This window comes from Natronotalea proteinilytica, assembly GCF_055379935.1.
The window spans coordinates 3,069,356-3,085,448 of sequence record NZ_AP043947.1 but is presented as its reverse complement, the minus strand read 5'-3'; the positions used below and the strand labels follow the sequence as shown (position 1 = coordinate 3,085,448).

The 16,093-nt window shown below is 54.1% G+C and carries 14 protein-coding genes; 12 read left to right on the top strand and 2 right to left on the bottom strand.

The genetic code is table 11. The annotated features are described in order from the left end of the window. Nucleotides 1-9 precede the first annotated feature (9 nt). The 9 genes from ACZ5AL_RS12285 (at nt 10) to ACZ5AL_RS12245 (ending at nt 10,153) form a co-directional block, all read left to right on the top strand. Nucleotides 10-843, top strand: a complete 834-nt coding sequence (locus tag ACZ5AL_RS12285) for a hypothetical protein (RefSeq protein ID WP_464510722.1) — start codon at nt 10-12, stop codon at nt 841-843. A 44-nt stretch (nt 844-887) separates the two neighbouring features. Further along, nucleotides 888-1,832, top strand: a complete 945-nt coding sequence (locus ACZ5AL_RS12280) for a glycosyltransferase family 4 protein (protein ID WP_464510720.1) — start codon at nt 888-890, stop codon at nt 1,830-1,832. 39 nt (nt 1,833-1,871) lie between these two features. Continuing rightward, nucleotides 1,872-2,813 (top strand): hypothetical protein, encoded by a 942-nt coding sequence (locus ACZ5AL_RS12275; protein WP_464510719.1) that lies wholly within the window; start codon nt 1,872-1,874, stop codon nt 2,811-2,813. 29 nt (nt 2,814-2,842) lie between these two features. Continuing rightward, nucleotides 2,843-3,142 (top strand): hypothetical protein, encoded by a 300-nt coding sequence (locus tag ACZ5AL_RS12270; protein ID WP_464510717.1) that lies wholly within the window; start codon nt 2,843-2,845, stop codon nt 3,140-3,142. A 92-nt stretch (nt 3,143-3,234) separates the two neighbouring features. Next, nucleotides 3,235-4,026 (top strand): sulfotransferase family 2 domain-containing protein, encoded by a 792-nt coding sequence (locus ACZ5AL_RS12265; RefSeq protein ID WP_464510716.1) that lies wholly within the window; start codon nt 3,235-3,237, stop codon nt 4,024-4,026. Between the two features lie 211 nt (nt 4,027-4,237). Beyond that, nucleotides 4,238-5,545: a hypothetical protein gene (locus tag ACZ5AL_RS12260; protein ID WP_464510714.1), complete on the top strand. Its 1,308-nt coding sequence runs from the start codon at nt 4,238-4,240 to the stop codon at nt 5,543-5,545. Further along, nucleotides 5,538-6,704 (top strand): glycosyltransferase family 4 protein, encoded by a 1,167-nt coding sequence (locus tag ACZ5AL_RS12255; protein WP_464510713.1) that lies wholly within the window; start codon nt 5,538-5,540, stop codon nt 6,702-6,704. The genes ACZ5AL_RS12260 and ACZ5AL_RS12255 overlap by 8 nt, the downstream gene beginning before the upstream one ends. After that, a complete protein-coding gene (locus tag ACZ5AL_RS12250; RefSeq protein ID WP_464510711.1) occupies nt 6,701-7,894 on the top strand; it encodes a glycosyltransferase family 4 protein in 1,194 nt (397 codons plus the stop codon). The genes ACZ5AL_RS12255 and ACZ5AL_RS12250 overlap by 4 nt, the downstream gene beginning before the upstream one ends. Before the next feature lie 1,146 nt (nt 7,895-9,040). Further along, nucleotides 9,041-10,153, top strand: a complete 1,113-nt coding sequence (locus ACZ5AL_RS12245) for a glycosyltransferase (protein WP_464510710.1) — start codon at nt 9,041-9,043, stop codon at nt 10,151-10,153. A 651-nt stretch (nt 10,154-10,804) separates the two neighbouring features. Here ACZ5AL_RS12245 and ACZ5AL_RS12240 read toward each other — a convergent pair. Beyond that, entirely contained in the window at nt 10,805-12,079 is a 1,275-nt protein-coding gene (locus ACZ5AL_RS12240) for an IS256 family transposase (RefSeq protein WP_464510708.1), read from the bottom strand. 20 nt (nt 12,080-12,099) lie between these two features. On the opposite strand from ACZ5AL_RS12240, the gene ACZ5AL_RS12235 reads away from it, so the two are divergent. Further along, a complete protein-coding gene (locus tag ACZ5AL_RS12235; protein ID WP_464510707.1) occupies nt 12,100-12,537 on the top strand; it encodes a hypothetical protein in 438 nt (145 codons plus the stop codon). A 595-nt stretch (nt 12,538-13,132) separates the two neighbouring features. On the opposite strand, the gene ACZ5AL_RS12230 is transcribed toward ACZ5AL_RS12235, so the two are convergent. Then, nucleotides 13,133-14,254: a glycosyltransferase family 4 protein gene (locus ACZ5AL_RS12230; RefSeq protein ID WP_464510706.1), complete on the bottom strand. Its 1,122-nt coding sequence runs from the start codon at nt 14,252-14,254 to the stop codon at nt 13,133-13,135. 234 nt (nt 14,255-14,488) lie between these two features. Between ACZ5AL_RS12230 and ACZ5AL_RS12225 the strand changes: the two genes are divergently transcribed. Together ACZ5AL_RS12225 and ACZ5AL_RS12220 are read left to right on the top strand one after the other, a co-directional pair. Then, nucleotides 14,489-15,247 carry a hypothetical protein gene (locus ACZ5AL_RS12225; RefSeq protein ID WP_464510704.1) on the top strand — a complete coding sequence of 253 codons (759 nt, stop codon included), beginning with the start codon at nt 14,489-14,491 and terminating at the stop codon, nt 15,245-15,247. Nucleotides 15,248-15,349: 102 nt separating this feature from the next. After that, nucleotides 15,350-15,610 (top strand): hypothetical protein, encoded by a 261-nt coding sequence (locus ACZ5AL_RS12220; protein WP_464510703.1) that lies wholly within the window; start codon nt 15,350-15,352, stop codon nt 15,608-15,610. Nucleotides 15,611-16,093 lie beyond the last annotated feature (483 nt).

Sequence of the window (16,093 nt, the reverse complement as noted above, 5' to 3'; positions counted from 1 at the left end):
TGTCGGTAGATGTCAGCTCTCGAAAAAGCTAAAGCTATTCTAAAAGAGCAAGGTGGTGCTAAGCTGTTACAGCGTATCGTTTTTTATGCAGGACGGCAATTGCGGGGCACTGCTTTCGCAGGTCTTTCTTATCTGCCTCTTAAGTATCAGTTAATTGACTTGATTTATAAAGCGTTACGTATAATTGATCCGGAGCACTACACGGACGCAAGGGCTACTAAGCTGATATGGATAGATCCAAATGATATAATAAAAAGGTCTTCTCTAGGTCGCCCCACCAATCGAAACCAAGTTGTTGCCGGGGATTGGGATCTCAAAACAACCCCTGTTGAATCCAGGCCGGTTAACAGAGCCATCAAAAAATATATCAAAGACGGGGTCAGTTGGGAGGCTACGGATCTCAAAAATTACTTCTCAGGAAAAGTTCAGCATAGTAAAAATTGGTTTTACAATAGTCCTGATCAGTTTGAAGAGAGATGCCAAGACATTGAATGTGTAATTGAGTCCATATCTAAAAAAGGTTACAAGCTCAAGTCGCAAGTAGACACAGATGCAAGCTCCAATGACCCAATTCCTGTCTTTCTTGACGAGGTGAGCGTAGACATAGCACGGAATGGAGAAATATTATGGCGCGACTTTGGTGAGCACCGTCTTGCTATTGCACAAGCTCTGGGTGTAGACAAAATTCCTGTGCATGTGATAACTCGCCATAGATTGTGGCAAGAGGTAAGGGTGCATCTTAGAAGGGTTCGTTCTGCTGATGGTGTTGCGAGAAAGTATCAACCTTACATAGGACATCCAGACCTGATGGATCTACCTGTTCGAGACGAAAACAAGACATGAAAATTCTTTTAGAAAGCCGCCCCTTCTATCCATCTGTTGGTGGCATGGAAACTGTCGCACACCAGTTGGCTGAGGCCTGGAACGAGCAGGACCATACTGTGAAGGTCGTTACACAGACGCCGCTGGAAGGTGCCGAGCCGCTGGATACGCTTGATGTAATACGTCAGCCGTCGCTGGACACCTGGTGGCACCTGTTGCAGGACGCAGATATCTTCGTCCAGAGCGGCATCTCTCTCAAGTCGCTCCCGCTTGGACTGCTTTCGGGAACGCCTGTTGTCTTCATTCACCACAACATGCTGCCGACCGGTAGCGACACGATAGGCATACGCAACCAACTGAAGCGCTGGGCGGCGCACCTGGGTCCGAACCTTGCCGTAAGCAGTGCCGTCGCACAAGACCTGCCGCCAGGACGTACCACCGTCATTCACAACCCCTTCGAGCCGTACTTCACATCCACCGAAGCTCCCGACGAGCCGCATCACCTGTTATTTGTTGGGCGTCTGGTCTCTGTCAAAGGGGCCGATGTGGCACTACACGCGCTCTCTCAACTGGACGCATCATACACGTTGACAATCTGTGGTGACGGGCCTGAGCGGAGCGGGTTGGAGCAACTAACCAACACACTTGGCCTCAGCGATCGGGTGACGTTTGAGGGGTGGGTCGATCATGACGAGTTGCGTAGGCATGCCCGGCGTGCCAGTATCCAGCTCGTCCCGTCTCGTTACGAGCCTTTCGGGATTGTTGCCCTCGAAGCCATCGCCGCCGGATGCGCAGTGGTAGCCTCCGACACCGGCGGTCTTTCCGAAGCCGTTGGTCCATGCGGCATTCTGGTCGCGCCCGATGCCCCTGCGGCACTGGCCCGGGGTATCGAGCGCGCCGTGTCTACCCGCAAGGACCTGTTAGCGTCTCGCGATGAGCACCTGGCCCGTTTTGATATTGATGTGATTGCTGAGCAGTATCTGGAGGTGTTTCGAAGTGTGATTTCATGATTATAGTTTAACTGTCCAAGAATTTAGGTTAGCGATCTTATGTTTGATATAAACAACGTCCATTTTAAAAGCAGAAATGATAGGGGGGCATTTTCTCTTTCAACAGGGTTAGACAATGACTTTGCATGTTTTATATTGTGGTCAAGAGCTCTAAAAAAAGAAGAGGAAATATTAAAAGATATAAGGTCAAAATTTGATCTTTTGGGAAGCTTTCTCATCTTTTGGAGTGATGAGAAATACGATGAGAACATAAGAAGGCTGTACGAAAGAGGTATATATGAGAGAGTGGCAGGTGTTGGGCCAAGCGGCTACAGTGACAAAATAGGGGAGCCTCCATTTAGACTCGTAATAGTCAGAGATCCATCGCCTACATACACCTGGAAAAAGTCCACTTCAGGTACAATCGAACCATCTAATGAACGTGTTATATCTGCAAAAAAAAGATATAGGTCAAAGTTTGACAAAGCATTTCAGGTGCACTCAAGTAGCAATATTGAAGAGTTTGTATGTCAGAGCAGTCTTTTACTTGGTGTTGATCTACTAAGTGAGGTGCTTGAGAGTAGTCATGTGATCTCAAAAACATTGCATAAAGACTTAGAGGGGGCCAATGGATGGGAAAGTTGGCAAGACCTGTTTGAAATATTAAATGTGAGTGTACCATACATAGTACTTCGTAATTTCGAAAGATTGCCAGAGGAGCTTCAAGACTCCGATATCGATTTTCTCTGTAGAGACTTTCAACGATTTGCTTCGGTAGCTAATGTTCTGCAAAGGCGGAGCCACCCCTACAAAGGAAAGCTGCGCGTTGGTGAAAAGCCGATTCCAACGGATATACGATTTGTAGGTGATGGGTATTACTACAACATCTGGCAAGAATCAATGCTATCCAGCGAGAGAAAGAAAATGGCATTTTTAAGCCGTCAGTGGATGATCACTTCTTTTCCCTTTTGTATCACGCAAAAGTACACAAGTCTCATGTAAAAGAAAAATATGTTCATCAGCTTTCAGAAATGGCTGAGCTGATGAGGCTTGACTGGTTTGACCCGAAAGACCTTAAAAGCAACGAAAAGATGGGTAAGATTCTGGAGGGATATTTTAAGGCGAACGAATACTTTTACTCAGATCCCCTGGATAGAGGAGTCGGGCGCCAAGAAGATGTTATACAATTTCTTCCGAAGACAAAAACACCTTCAGAACGTATTAAGGAGCGAATGCAAGAACTCGTCAGAGCAGGTCTCAAAGAGCCGCGTGAGATACCAAATTTTTTATCAAAAAAGATTAGATTTTATGTAAATAAAATGAAGGATTAATGTTAGGTAATTATATTGTGTCAGTATGATGTAATTGCTGAGCAGTACTTGGAAGTGTTTTATAAGACAATTGAAAACAGAGGACAAGAGATATGACAGACCTATTCTTACACATCCACAAGACAGGAGGTACTACATTCAACACGGCTTTGAAATGGGTCTATGGACCGAGTAACTGTTATACTATGCAAGAGGGGAAGGCAAAAAACCCAAGTCGGTGGTTTGAGAAGGTATCCCGATCAGATCTTCGATCCTTTTCTTTGATTTCTGGACACTTTCCATTCGGATTGGGTGAACACGTAGAGAAAGAGCACCGCTACTTTACCATGTTACGACATCCCGTAAATCGAGTCGTTTCAAGATACTACCAGGTCAAAATGAGCTATCCGAGTAGTAGTGTAGGGCGTATGAGTCTTGAAGAATTTGCCTCAAAGCGACAAAAGAACTTGCAGGCCAGAATGGTTGCTGGTCTGGATGCTTCTGAAGATACCAACTTAGTTCTGCAAATAGCGAAAGAGAGACTGCTGAACGATTTTACTGCTTTTGGGATTACTGAACGGTACAATGAAAGCCTCATCTTAATAAAGCGGAAAATGCAGTGGTCACGACCTCCATTTTATGTCCGCGGCAAAGTCACAAAAGGTAAGCGTCCCAGCGTCTCGGAAATACCAGATTCGACTATAGGTATGATTCGTGAGGCGAACGCATCAGATCTTGAATTTTATGCATTTGCTGCTGAACACTTTGAATCCCTATATCAGAATGAAGGAGGCATCGAGAAAGAAGTAGATAGATTCGAGAAGTTGAACACAATTGTCGAACGTATAGCTCCATATCCGTTGGGCCTCTACCGAACTATGCGAGACTATCTTAGAGATCAATAGCTCTCTGGAACCTGAATTAAATGAGCGATAGTCTCTAATTTTGATCCGGATCAACCTAACGCTCTAAGGAATACATGCGAGAGCACAGGGTTCAACACGTTCTGTGTACCATCCAAATCAATAAGAAACGCTAATGCGGCATACGCACAGGCATCGCCCCCATGCGGCGTTACTTCGGAAGAAAGGAGCGTCAACCCCGGGATGGGTGTGGATGCTTGGTTTGTTTGCTGTGCTTATTATCTGGCAGGGGGCGTTTCGGAAGTGGTTTCTACCAGGCCTGGAAACCCCACTCTATATTGCAAAAGATGTAGCGCTGTTGGGGGCTGTGGTTCTGTACGGAATGCGGCATGGGTTTCATCTCGCTCGCCCGTTGAAAGGCACAATACTTCCTGCTCTTTGGGGAGGTTTTGCATTCATTGTTTTCCTGCAGGCGTTCAACTGGAACTACCCGACCTTGATCGGGAGTGTTGTTGGGGTGCGGAGTTATTTGCTGTATAGCACTCTTCTTATTCTGCTTCCTATGGCAATGGAGCGCATACAGAATCCCAGACGTTTTATATTTTGGGTTTTGCTTCTCGGGTTTGTACCTGTGCTGGTGCTGGGAATGTATCAGTTCCAACAACCCATAGACGCATGGGTAAACCAGTACGTGTCCGATGAACAGCGTCTCGTAACAGTAGCTGGACGTCCCCGCATCGTCGGGACATTTAGTTACATAGGAGGCATGGAAAATTTCTTGAGTCTCAGCATATTCCTCGGTATGGGTGTTTTACTTGCCGGGATGCGATATCGAGATCGAGCACACATGTGGCTCGGAGGGGCGTTTCTCATTCTCGCTTTAGTTGTCGGCCCCATGTCTGGATCACGTAGTGTTGTGTTCGGAGCACTGGTCCCTCTTCCACTTATTCTATACGCGGTTCTTAAGGGGTACCGTGGCCTTTCGGTTGCAGTAGGAGTCGGGGTGGTTGCAATTGCCATAGGATACCTGATATCCGAAGTCGCGTGGCTTGCGCAAGGTTGGGAAACCATCGGGCAGCGTATTGAATCTGGACAACGTTCAGGCGAGCAGGAGCAACGCTTTCTTTATACCATTCTTGATCCGATATCTAAGATGAGTGTTGCTGGGGTTTTTGGATATGGTGCAGGAGGAACTCACGAAGCTGCAGTCGCCTTGAGTGGGCAACGTGCATCTATACCCGTTGGGGTAGAAGGAGGGGCGGGCCGCGTTATTCTTGAATTAGGTGTGATCGGAGGGCTCTTCTATTTTGCCCTGAAGGTGTGGTTAGCCTGGACAGCCTGGGTTGCGATGATTCGTGCTTCAAATGCCTGGGAAACGCTGCTCGGCGTCACAGTGTTTGGTACGCTACTTTTGGGAGTCCCCGGCGACTTTGTATTCAACCACAATGCAGGAGCTATGTACTGGCTCTGCGCCGGCATTGCGGTTTGGCTCTGGAGCCGGCAAGAGGTGCGCATCCAATCTGTTCGACATTCTTCTCGTACCACCCATCCACATGGATAGTCCGCTCACACTTGGTATCGTCACTACGCATCCAATTCAGTATCAGGCTCCGCTCTTTCGTGAGCTTGCAGACCGCGAAGGCTTAGAGGTGGTTGTCTTCTTCCACCGGCTTCCCGATCCTGAAAAACAAGGAGAGGGGTTTGGTACCGCCTTTAGCTGGGATCTGCCGTTGCTTGATGGATACACATGGAGGGTGTTGGCTTCCGGTGATTCGGAGAACACAAAGGCTCCGACGTTTGTCACCTTTGGAGAAGCATATCAGGCCGTAGATGTGATGCTCATTCATGGGTGGCAGTCGCCCTATATGTGGCGAGCATGGGCACGAGGGTTGTTTTCACGTACGCCCCTGCTGGTCCGAGGAGAATCTAATGCGATGCGCACGCGTCCTCTGCCCATCCAACTGGTCCACCGCCTGTATCTTAAACCATTTCAGCGGTATCTGTACATCGGGGAAAGCAACAAGCAGTTCTACCGCGAAGCGGGTGTTAGCGAGAAGGTCTTGTATCCGGCTCGGTATTGCATCGAAAATGAGCGTTTCGATTCAGATTGGCAATCCTTAAAACCAAAGCGCAATGCGCTCCGAGAGCAATTCGGTATTGCTAAGGATGCTACATGCTTTGTCTTCTGTGGCAAGTTTATCGACAAAAAGCGCCCAAGAGATGTTGTTACTGCCTTTGTAGAGGCCGTGTCGCACACAGATGCTGCCGCTCATCTCCTGATGGTTGGTGACGGTGAATTGCGATCCGCGGTTGAAGCTAAGGTCCCCGACGATGTCCCGGTTACCTTCACGGGGTTCTTGAACCAGACAGAGATTGGTGAAGCATACGCCGCGGCAGACGTTATGGTGCTTCCCTCTAACTATGGAGAAACGTGGGGACTCGTACTCAACGAGGGCATGATTTTCGAAATGCCTGCCCTGGTAAGTGACCGGGTTGGATCCACGCCAGATCTAATCACAGAAGGAGAAACAGGGTTCACCTTTCCCTTTGGTAATGTGCAGGCTCTAACAGAGCGGATGGTTCATATGATCGAACATCCGGAAGCAGTCCAGCGGATGGGTCAGAAGGCTCGGAACCGCATCTTGACAACCTATACGATTGCAAATGCGGCAGACGGTATCGAACAGGCTGCTCATGATGTTTTCACGACGCGCAAATGAAGCTACTCGTTACCCATCCTGGACGCCAGCATGTGCAGCATCTGCTTCGTGCACTTGATGAGCATGGACACTCGTTCTCATTCTGGACGGGTGTCCCCTCAGCCAACCCCGATACTGGAGGTCCGATCTATAAGGCAGTCGCGACTTTGAGTCCACAACCTACATTTAATTACCCGGCCTCCCGTGTAGACCATTGCTACGTTGCCCCATTTGTGCGGCGCGTCGCAGATGCCGTATTTCCAGCGTCAAAAGCAGTCTCCTTGGGGCATCGCGGCGATAATTGGTTCGACCGCTGGTGTGCGTCCCGCCTTGACACAGTAGAAGCCGACGCTGTCATTTGCTACGAAAACGCGGCGCTGCATACGTTTCGGGCTGCGCACGAACGGGGCATGACCACCATTCTGGATGCGGCGAGCTTTCACCATGCGTGGCAAGACCGCCACTACGACTACCCGGAGTCCGACGCGGCCCATGTGCGCATCACGGCTCACAAAGACAAGGAAATCGCCGCTGCCGATCATGTGCTCACGGTCTCGGAGCTGGCGCGGCAGAGCTACATTGAAGGCGGGGTCCCGCCCGAGCAGGTGACGGCAATTCCGGTGGGGTGTGATCTGTCACGGTTCGCGCAGGCAGAGGAGTCACAATGTATAGCCCCCGAAACGCCCTTCACGTTTATCTTTGCCGGACATGCCGGGCGACGCAAGGGCATCGACACGCTCATCAAGGCATCAGCCCAGCTTGACCGGCAGGGCGTTTCGCATCGTGTGTGGGTGGCAGGCGGCGAAGACCCGGGAATCCCGTGGGAGGATGCGCCATCGCTCACACGACTCGGTCGGCTGTCGCAAGAGCACCTGGCCGAGCGGTTTCGTCAGGCGGATGCGCTGGTCCTTCCTTCGCGCCACGATTCGTTCGGGATGGTCGTGGTTGAGGCACTGGCCACGGGGTGTCCTGTGCTTTTGAGTGAGCAAACGGGAGCGAAACAGGCGATAACCCCTGGTAAATCGGGCTGGATACTACCTGCTGAAGACACGGCAGCCTGGGTTGAGCAGATGGCCTGGTGTGTGGCGCACCCTGAGCAGGTCTATTCTATGGCGCCTGAGGCGCACGCCGCCGCGCAGCATTATACGTGGGACCGCTACTGGAGCCGGGTGGCGTCGTTTTTGGAGGGGTATCTGGAGGATGGCGGGTGAATTGACAAAGGTGTGGGAATTCGAGTTTTCGGGAAGATGGAGCCTATATGAGAGATGTACACCCCTCATCCTGTCCTTCTCCCCTGGGGAGAAGGGACTTTGTAGTGGAGGGTTCGGTTTCTTATGCTTCCTTATAGGGTGTTGCTGGTAAGCTTCAGAAAAATATCCGGACCGAGTTTCGCGGACTTTTTGTGGAATCAGGGCTTAATTATCGAGGAAGGATAGTGCGGACCACCCCGCCCTTCGGGCACCCCTCCTTTCCGTGCTGTCGCACGGTAGGAGGGGAGTTTTTGACGAGAAATTGGGTACTTGAACGCGTGTTCGATCTGAATGTAGAGGCAGCATCAGGTTCGAAAGGGGTATGCCCCTCATCCTGTCCTTCTCCCCTCGTACGTGTTTAGCGACGTGCCGTCCAGGGGACGTGCAGCGCCAATGGCATTCGCCCCACAGATTGCCGGGGACGCAAGCGGTCCCCGGCTATGGGTTCCTTAGCCCGGGATCAGGAGCGAAGCGGATATCCCGGGCGATCATTGAGGCCCGCTAAACAGATAGCTCCCTGGGGGAGAGGGAATAAGGGTGAGGGGATTCAGACTTGCAAGGATGCAGGAGCTACGAGTGGTAGAAATATACCCCTCATCCTGTCCTTCTCCCCTCGGGAGAAGGGACTTTATAGTGTGGGATTTTTGGCTTCTTGCGCTCTCTTGCCAGGAGTTACTTGACGAGGAAAAGAAGAGAAAAACCTTTCAACTGAAGTCTCCCTCTCCCGGGCTAGTCTATGCACACAACCTGGAATAGCTGTGGGCGTCGAATATAGGCTGGTGTTCATTTTTGCCTTGATGCAAAAACGAACCAAAAAGATCAAGGCTGGAAGAACTGGGCCTGACTGCGCCCTCCGGTCCGCTAAAATTGATCAAACTCACTCGCAGGCTCGCTCAAACAGGATCAATTTTCGGGCGCGTCCCTCCGGGCTTCGTCCGGGCGGCCCACTTCTTCGAGGCCGGAAGGGTTTCATACCGCGGGAAGAGGGAATAAGGGTGAGGGGAATCAGGCGATCAAGAAAAGCACGACCCACAACGGCAAGAGGCACACCGACGACATCGCATTCGATCCATCATACTCCCACATGCCGTGACCATTCTCCATGTCATGCCGAACGTATCGCGTGCGTTTGGCGGACCCACCGAATCGCTTATCGGATATGCCCGCGCAGCAGCCACACAGGACCTCACGGTTGAGGTAGCCGCGCCAGCGGTGGCGGCCAAGGATCGAGATTGGCTGCAGGAGGCCCTGCCCGATACAACACGGGTGCACGAGTTTGCGTCCGTTGGGCGCCATGCCTGGGTGGTTGCGCCGGGACTCTGGGGGTGGCTGGTCCGCCATGCATCCCGCTATGATGTGATTCATGTGCATGGGCTATTTAACCCGGTGAGTAGCCTGTCCGCGCGCATCGCCGTCGCCTCCACCACTCCAACAGTGATGCGTCCATTCGGCACGCTTTCGCGCTACACGTTTTCGCGGCGATCTACGCTCAAGCAGCTCTACTTTCGACTACTGGACCGTCCGGCGCTGCAACGAGCCGATGCCATTCACTTTACGACCGAGGCCGAACGCGAGGAGGCGAGCCGGTTCGATCTGGCGCTGGAGGAGCGCTCCCACATCGTACCGCCGCCGTGGCGCGGTGATGTAGTCCGCTCGGGCGCGGATAAGACCACGCATCCCACGGTGCTATTCATGTCGCGGCTGCACCCGAAGAAGAACGTGAAGGGACTGCTGGAGGCGTGGGCGCAGGTCGTTGCTTCGCATCCCGACGCTGAGTTGATTGTAGCTGGATCGGGGGCGGATACGTACGTTCAGTCGCTTCACGAAAGGGTGGAGGCGTTGGGCTTGCACGACAACGTGTCGTTCGCGGGGTTTGTGACGGGGGCGGAGAAGCAGCGCTTGTTGGCCTCCAGTTGGACGTTTGCACTGCCTTCGCATCAGGAGAACTTCGGTGTGGCGGTGCTGGAGGCGGTGGCAGCGGGCCTTCCCGTGGTCATTTCGGATGCGGTACAGCTGCGTGCGTTTGTAGAGGCGCATGATCTCGGTCTCATCACGGATCGTACGCCCGTCACCATTGCCGCAGCGCTGCAAGAGGTGCTGGCCGGTCCGGATTGGCGGGCCATCTGCGCCACCCGCGGTCCTGAGGCGGTGGCGGAGACGTTTGGTGTGGAGACCGTGGGGCAGCGGTTGGTCGAGATGTACCGGGCCGTGCAGGGGTGAGTACAACTACGGGCGTGAGTGATATACCCCTCATCCTGTCCTTCTCCCCTGGGGAGAAGGGACTTTATGGTGTTGGGTTTTCGGCTTCTTCTGCTTTAGTGTAGCGTATCTTTGGCGACGGCTGGTGAGGCAGGCGCGTCATTCAAGAAGTGTATGGTACAGACCACTCCACTCCGCCCTTCGCCTTCAAAAAACCTGTCATGGTGAGCGAAGGCCGACGGAGGAGGGCCATGTGGCCGCCGAATGGCATTTGGTGGAACCATCTCCTCGGCGTTCAGCAGGCGCTGCCCGATCGAGCGGCCCTGCTCATTTGGGAGGGGGGTATTCGCTGGCGCTCCTCGCAATGACATGCTCAAAGATTCGGTAGTGGATAGGCGCTAAATGATAAGGCGATCGGACACCGCTGCTTTGTTTTGTTCGAACCCCCTCTGTCTTCGAGCTTCGCCGCAGGCGTGATCCTGTGGACATCTCCCCCTTGGCCAAGGGGGAGAAACCCGTAGGGAGAGGGGGTTTGAGCGAGTCGCAATGAGTAGACCACTTAGCATCTTACCGCTACCAAAGATTCTTTTGTGGGTCCACTTAGCTCGGCAGGAACCGGAAAAGGATCAAGTCCCGATCGTTGTGTAATTGGCGTTCTGCCAGATCTTCATATTAGGCGGCAACAGCCGCTGGTTGTTGCTTCGACGTCGTCGAGGCCTCCGGAGCGACCGGCTCCATGTCCAGCCGACGCTTCCACTCGAAGAACTCGTCCATGATGAGGTAGCGTCGGCCGGTGGACCATTCCTCATGCTGTTCCGCACACAGAGCGCCGATCAGACGCTGGGCTGATGCGAGGTTCGGAAAGATGCGAATGACGGTTTCTCGCCGCCGAATCTCCTCGATAAACCGCTCCACCATGTTTGTTGTCCGAAGGCGACGGCGGTACTTCGCGGGAAGCCTCAAAACCGCGGTCGCGTCCTCGAAGCCAGCCTCTAAAACCTTCAGGGCTTGGTCGGCCTCGCCTTGCAGTTCGTCACAGGCGGCTCTAACGGCTTCTCGGGCTCGTTCTGGGGAGCAGGCCCCGAGCACCTGGTCAAGTATCTCGTGCATCCGCTCACGTAGCGTCGCGGGCGTCTGGTCGATCACATTGCGCCGAAAATGTACACCGAGGAATTCCTCGGTATGACAGCGTTGCCAGATCAAATCGGGAAAGGCCGATGCCAGAGCGCTTCGCAATCCTTCGTGAGCATCACTGGTGGCCACTTCAACGCCAGAAAGGCCGCGGCGCTTCAGGCCCTCGATAAACCGGCGCCAACCTTCCCCAGTCTCTCCAAACGCCGTCTCAAGCCCCAGGATCTCACGATGACCGGCCTCATTGATGCCCACCGCCAGCATCACCGTTGTCGATCGGACCGCCCCTTGACGGCGAACCTTCACTTGCATCGCGTCGAGGACCAAAAACGGGTAGCTCTTCTCCAGCGGCCTTTTGGCCCAGGCCTCGACCTGTCCGTCAAGTTCAGTGGTGAGCCGGGAGACGGTGGACTTGCTAAACTTGCGTCCGCACAGCTTGGTCGTGATCTTCTTCACGCGACGCGTGCTCACGCCCTGCACGACCATCTGCATCAGCGCCAGCACCAAGGCCTTCTCTGACCGTTGGTATCGCTGGAAGAGTCGGGTTTGAAACGTCCCATCCCGATCGCGAGGGACCTCCAGGTTGATCGTTCCGACTCGCGTGGTGAGCTGCCGCTTGTACGACCCGTTGCGGTAGCCCTGCCGCGTGTCGGTCCGCTGGTCCGATTCGGCGCCCAGGTGTTCGGTCATCTCCGCTTGCAGCATCTGGTTCAGGATCGGCTCCAGCAGCGCTGCCATGCCACAGTCGCTGCGAAGATCGCCGCGAAGCAGGTGTTGGATCTTTTCGTCGTCGATTGTAATCTCAAAAGTAGCCATCGTTAGTATGTTGGTTGGTTTTGGTTGGTCTCGCTTCCAACCTGGCAAAACGCGATGGCTTTTTCTACTCGCTCGCCTCAATTACACAAGATTACGGACTCAACCCGGAAAAGGGGGTCTCGTTTTTGGTACACACGGTAGCCGTTCATGCTAACGCCAGTACATATATCGCTGTACCAACCTTTGCACGCCCCATGGATATCGAAGCGCTCAGTGACGAAGAATTTGCCCGGCGGGGAAATGCGCTGTTTGCGAGAAACGTCCGGCCCCATGTAGACATGGAGAACGATGCACACTTGTTTGTGGCGATAGATATTGAGACGGGAGCGTATGCGGTTGATTCGGACGCGATGGAGGCTACACGCCAGCTTGTGGAGCAATGTCCCAATGCCCGCGGACGTATCTGGTATCGCCGTGTCGGCTCCGAAAGCACGTACCGGATAGGTTCGATTCGTTAGCGACTATCCCATCTACAAGTCATCCCGGGCGAAGCGGAGCAAAGCCCCGAGATCTATATTCGTCCAAGGACCACCCCGCCCTGCGGGCACCCCTCCTTTCCGGCTGCGCCGGTAGGAGGGGAGTTTTTTGACGTAGAGTTGGATGCATGTTCGACGCGAATGTAGAGCAGGTGTCAGGTGTGGCCGCCTCCCCTTCCGCCCCGAGGAGGAAGGAACTGGCGGGTGCCCTCATGAAGCCCCATCGAAGGGGCTTCAGTTTAGACACAACACTATCGCTATCAGAGAGAAGCAGCGCGGAGGCAGGTTGTTGAGGACGCTGGAGCGTCCCAGCAGGCGTCGCGACGGACGAATGGACGCTCTGCGTCCGATAACGCCCCGGTGCGCGTGGGGCCCCCGTTGACACTGAACAGCAGGGCTTTCCGGTCACAAGGCGTTGAGATGCTTCACTGCGTTCAGCATGACATGTTTAGCCGGTTTCACTGACCCACTGGGATATTCTTCCGACAGCTGTCGGAATACTCATCCCGGGCCAAGGAAAAGCGCACTGTCTGTCAAGTCCATAACCGGGCACCGCTCATGTCCACAGCGATTTCCGCTAAGATACCGATGGTTCCTGCGCTCTCGTACCAGCAAACATTGCATCCAGCACGGCGTGCACGCGGCGCTGGTAGGCGGACGGGCCGAAATGGGCACGCACGGCCTCGGGGTCGACAGACGGTGGATTCTGAAGTATCTTCTGAATAGCGTCGTGCAGCGCACTGTGGTCGGTGGGGGCTACGAGTGTGCCAAAGCGTCCATGCTGCAGGGCCTCGGCCGTGCCGTCGGCAGTGCTTCCGATGACGGGAATGCCGCACGCCAGGGCTTCGAGCACCACAAGCCCGAATCCTTCCCCCTGACTGGGCATGACGTACGCATCCGCCAGACGAAAATGGTCGGCTTTTTCGGATTCGGAGACGTATCCGGCAAACACGACGTGGTCGCGGATGCCAAGCTGTTTGGCTTTGGATAGGAGGCGGTTGCGGTCGGGCCCCTTCCCGGCAATCAGGTAGGTGAGCGAAGGATGTGCATCCAGGAGGGCGGGCAGCACGTCAAGCACCTGGTCAAACCCCTTCGCCCGCTCGCGCCCAACTAAGCGGCCCATGGTCATAATTACGGGGTCGTCGAGCCCATATCGGGAGACAAGGTTCGGGCATTTGGGACCCGGTGAGAGTCCAGAGAAGTCAATCGTATTGGGCACCACATACCCGCGCTCAGGGGCTACACCACTCCACGTAGTAAACCGCTCTTTCGTAACCTCGGCCACGCTGATGAAGTGATCAATGAGAGGCACCATCCAGTTCACGAGTCGCCGATGACTGGGTGTCCAGGCGTCTACGCCGTGAATGTGGAGTACGACCGGCGCTCCGGTTACTGCTTTTGCGGCGAGGGCGGGGGGCACGAGATGCAGATGCCCGCACCAGATGGCATCGAAGGCACGGTCGCGCATCAGTAAGCGCGTTAGGGCCCGGAGGTAGGCCCCGGTTCCGCCCAAACCATCGGTACAACGGGTCAATGCCCGGGGAAGGGGTTGGGTGATGGGCTCCGGCTGGAGCAGCGGGAGGGCCACGATTTCATGTACTGAAGGATACGCAGACAGGGCATGCAAGAAGTGCCGGTTTGCGGTAGCGATGCCGCCGTATCCGCCAAACGCATCGGTATAGAGAGCAAGGACGCGCATAGATGGGAGGTAAGTACACAGATATACGGATCCGTGCTACGAAGATGAGAAGATGTGTGTTCGATGCGGGGGGTGCTGCGCATCAACGACGATACGTGCGGGCACAAAACGCCGACTGCTCAGCAGAACGGATGCACGGAATGAATATTCCTGCCGCGAATCCCTATGGGCTACAATCAGTTACGAGGCAGGGAGTCTTCTGTCACGTATTGTTATCACACATCTTTGCATCGCATGAATCAGTCTCTGGCCCGCTGGCTGCGCGTGTGGCGCTTTCGGCTCAAGACATTTTTAGGGACGCGTCCGGCGCTGTACTTTGCCGTGTATCGTTTCCGGTCGGGGCACGATCGGCTCTTGGTGGATGCGGAGACGGATCTCTGTGTGGAGGGGTTTCCGCGCTCTGCGAATAGCTTTACGGTGAGTGCGATTACCGCTGCCCAGCCCGGGTCCATCAACACGGCGCATCATACGCATGTGGCAGCCAATGCAATGCGTGCCTGCCAGCTGGGCGTTCCAACGCTGGTGCTGATTCGCGATCCCAAAGACGCGGTCATATCGCTCACGGCGTTGGGATACCAGACGCGCGATACCTCGCCGGATGAAGCGGCGGGGCCGCCCCCAATTTCTTTTCTGTTGCAGGTTGAGGCGTGGATCGCGTTCTATGAAGCGTTAGAGGCATATCGGGGGCAGTACGTGATGGCTCCGTTTGAGGCGGTGATTCAGGATGTGGGCCCTGTTGTGCGTCGCATCAACGACCGGTTTGGAACGGATTTCGTGCCGTTTGAGCACACCGATGAAAATGTGGCGGCCTTGCATGAGCAGCGCGGCTATCACGCCGGACCGAGCGAGCAGCGTGCGGCCATTAAGAACGCCGTGCGCACCGCCTTCGAGCAGACACTGGATACGCAGTCAGCGCTCCGCACACGCCTGACTGCAGCGCAGCGCCTCCACCAGCGCTGGCTTGATCGATCTTCGTTACACGTGACTCCCTGATTACTGTAAGAAACCCGTCTCGGCGACCGGAACGCAGAAGTTAAAGACGGTTTAACTTGATAAACAGAATGCACATTGTCGCCGAATAGACCGCTCGCAGCCATGAATGTTGATCTTCTCAGCGATGACGAATTCATCAAACGGGGCAATATGCTGTTTGAGCGTGAAGTGCGTCCGCACCTTCCCTCTGAATCCGAAGATCACACCTTTGTGGCGATTAATGTGAAGACGGGGGCTTACGCGTTGGTCCCCCGCGATATAGAAGCCATTGACCGGCTTACGTCGCAGCATCCAGACGCAGAAGGACGCATTTGGCTGCGACGTATAGGGACCTCTGAAGCCTATCATTTGAATGATGCATAGTGTCGTGTCACACCTGAATGATTGGGTTTCGATGCGTGTTTTCCCCTCCATCCTACCCTTCCTCCCTGGGGAGGAAGGAACCATAGGACGCTCTCATGAAGTCCCCCTCAGAGGAGGGGGATTTAGGGGGAGGGATTCCGTGTTGTCAAATGACCTAAACATTGACGTGTGACAGAGTAATAGTACTTTGTCAAACCTGAATGTTAGGGTCCGAAATTGTCATCGCGAGGAGGGAGCTTGCGACCGACGCGGCGATCTCATGGCGTTGATTGAACGGCTACATCTGGTCTGCCAGCAATGAGATTGCACCCCAGGAGCACTTCCTCCCTGCGGTCGGGGCGCTTCGCTCCGCTCGCAATGACAAGAAGGTGAGTTATTCTCGGTACGTTAGGTGGCCATGCGTTACCCTAAGATTGACCTGTGACAGAGAAATAGAGTCTCTTGACATGAATGCCATGGTGATTGGGCGGGTATATTCAAGTG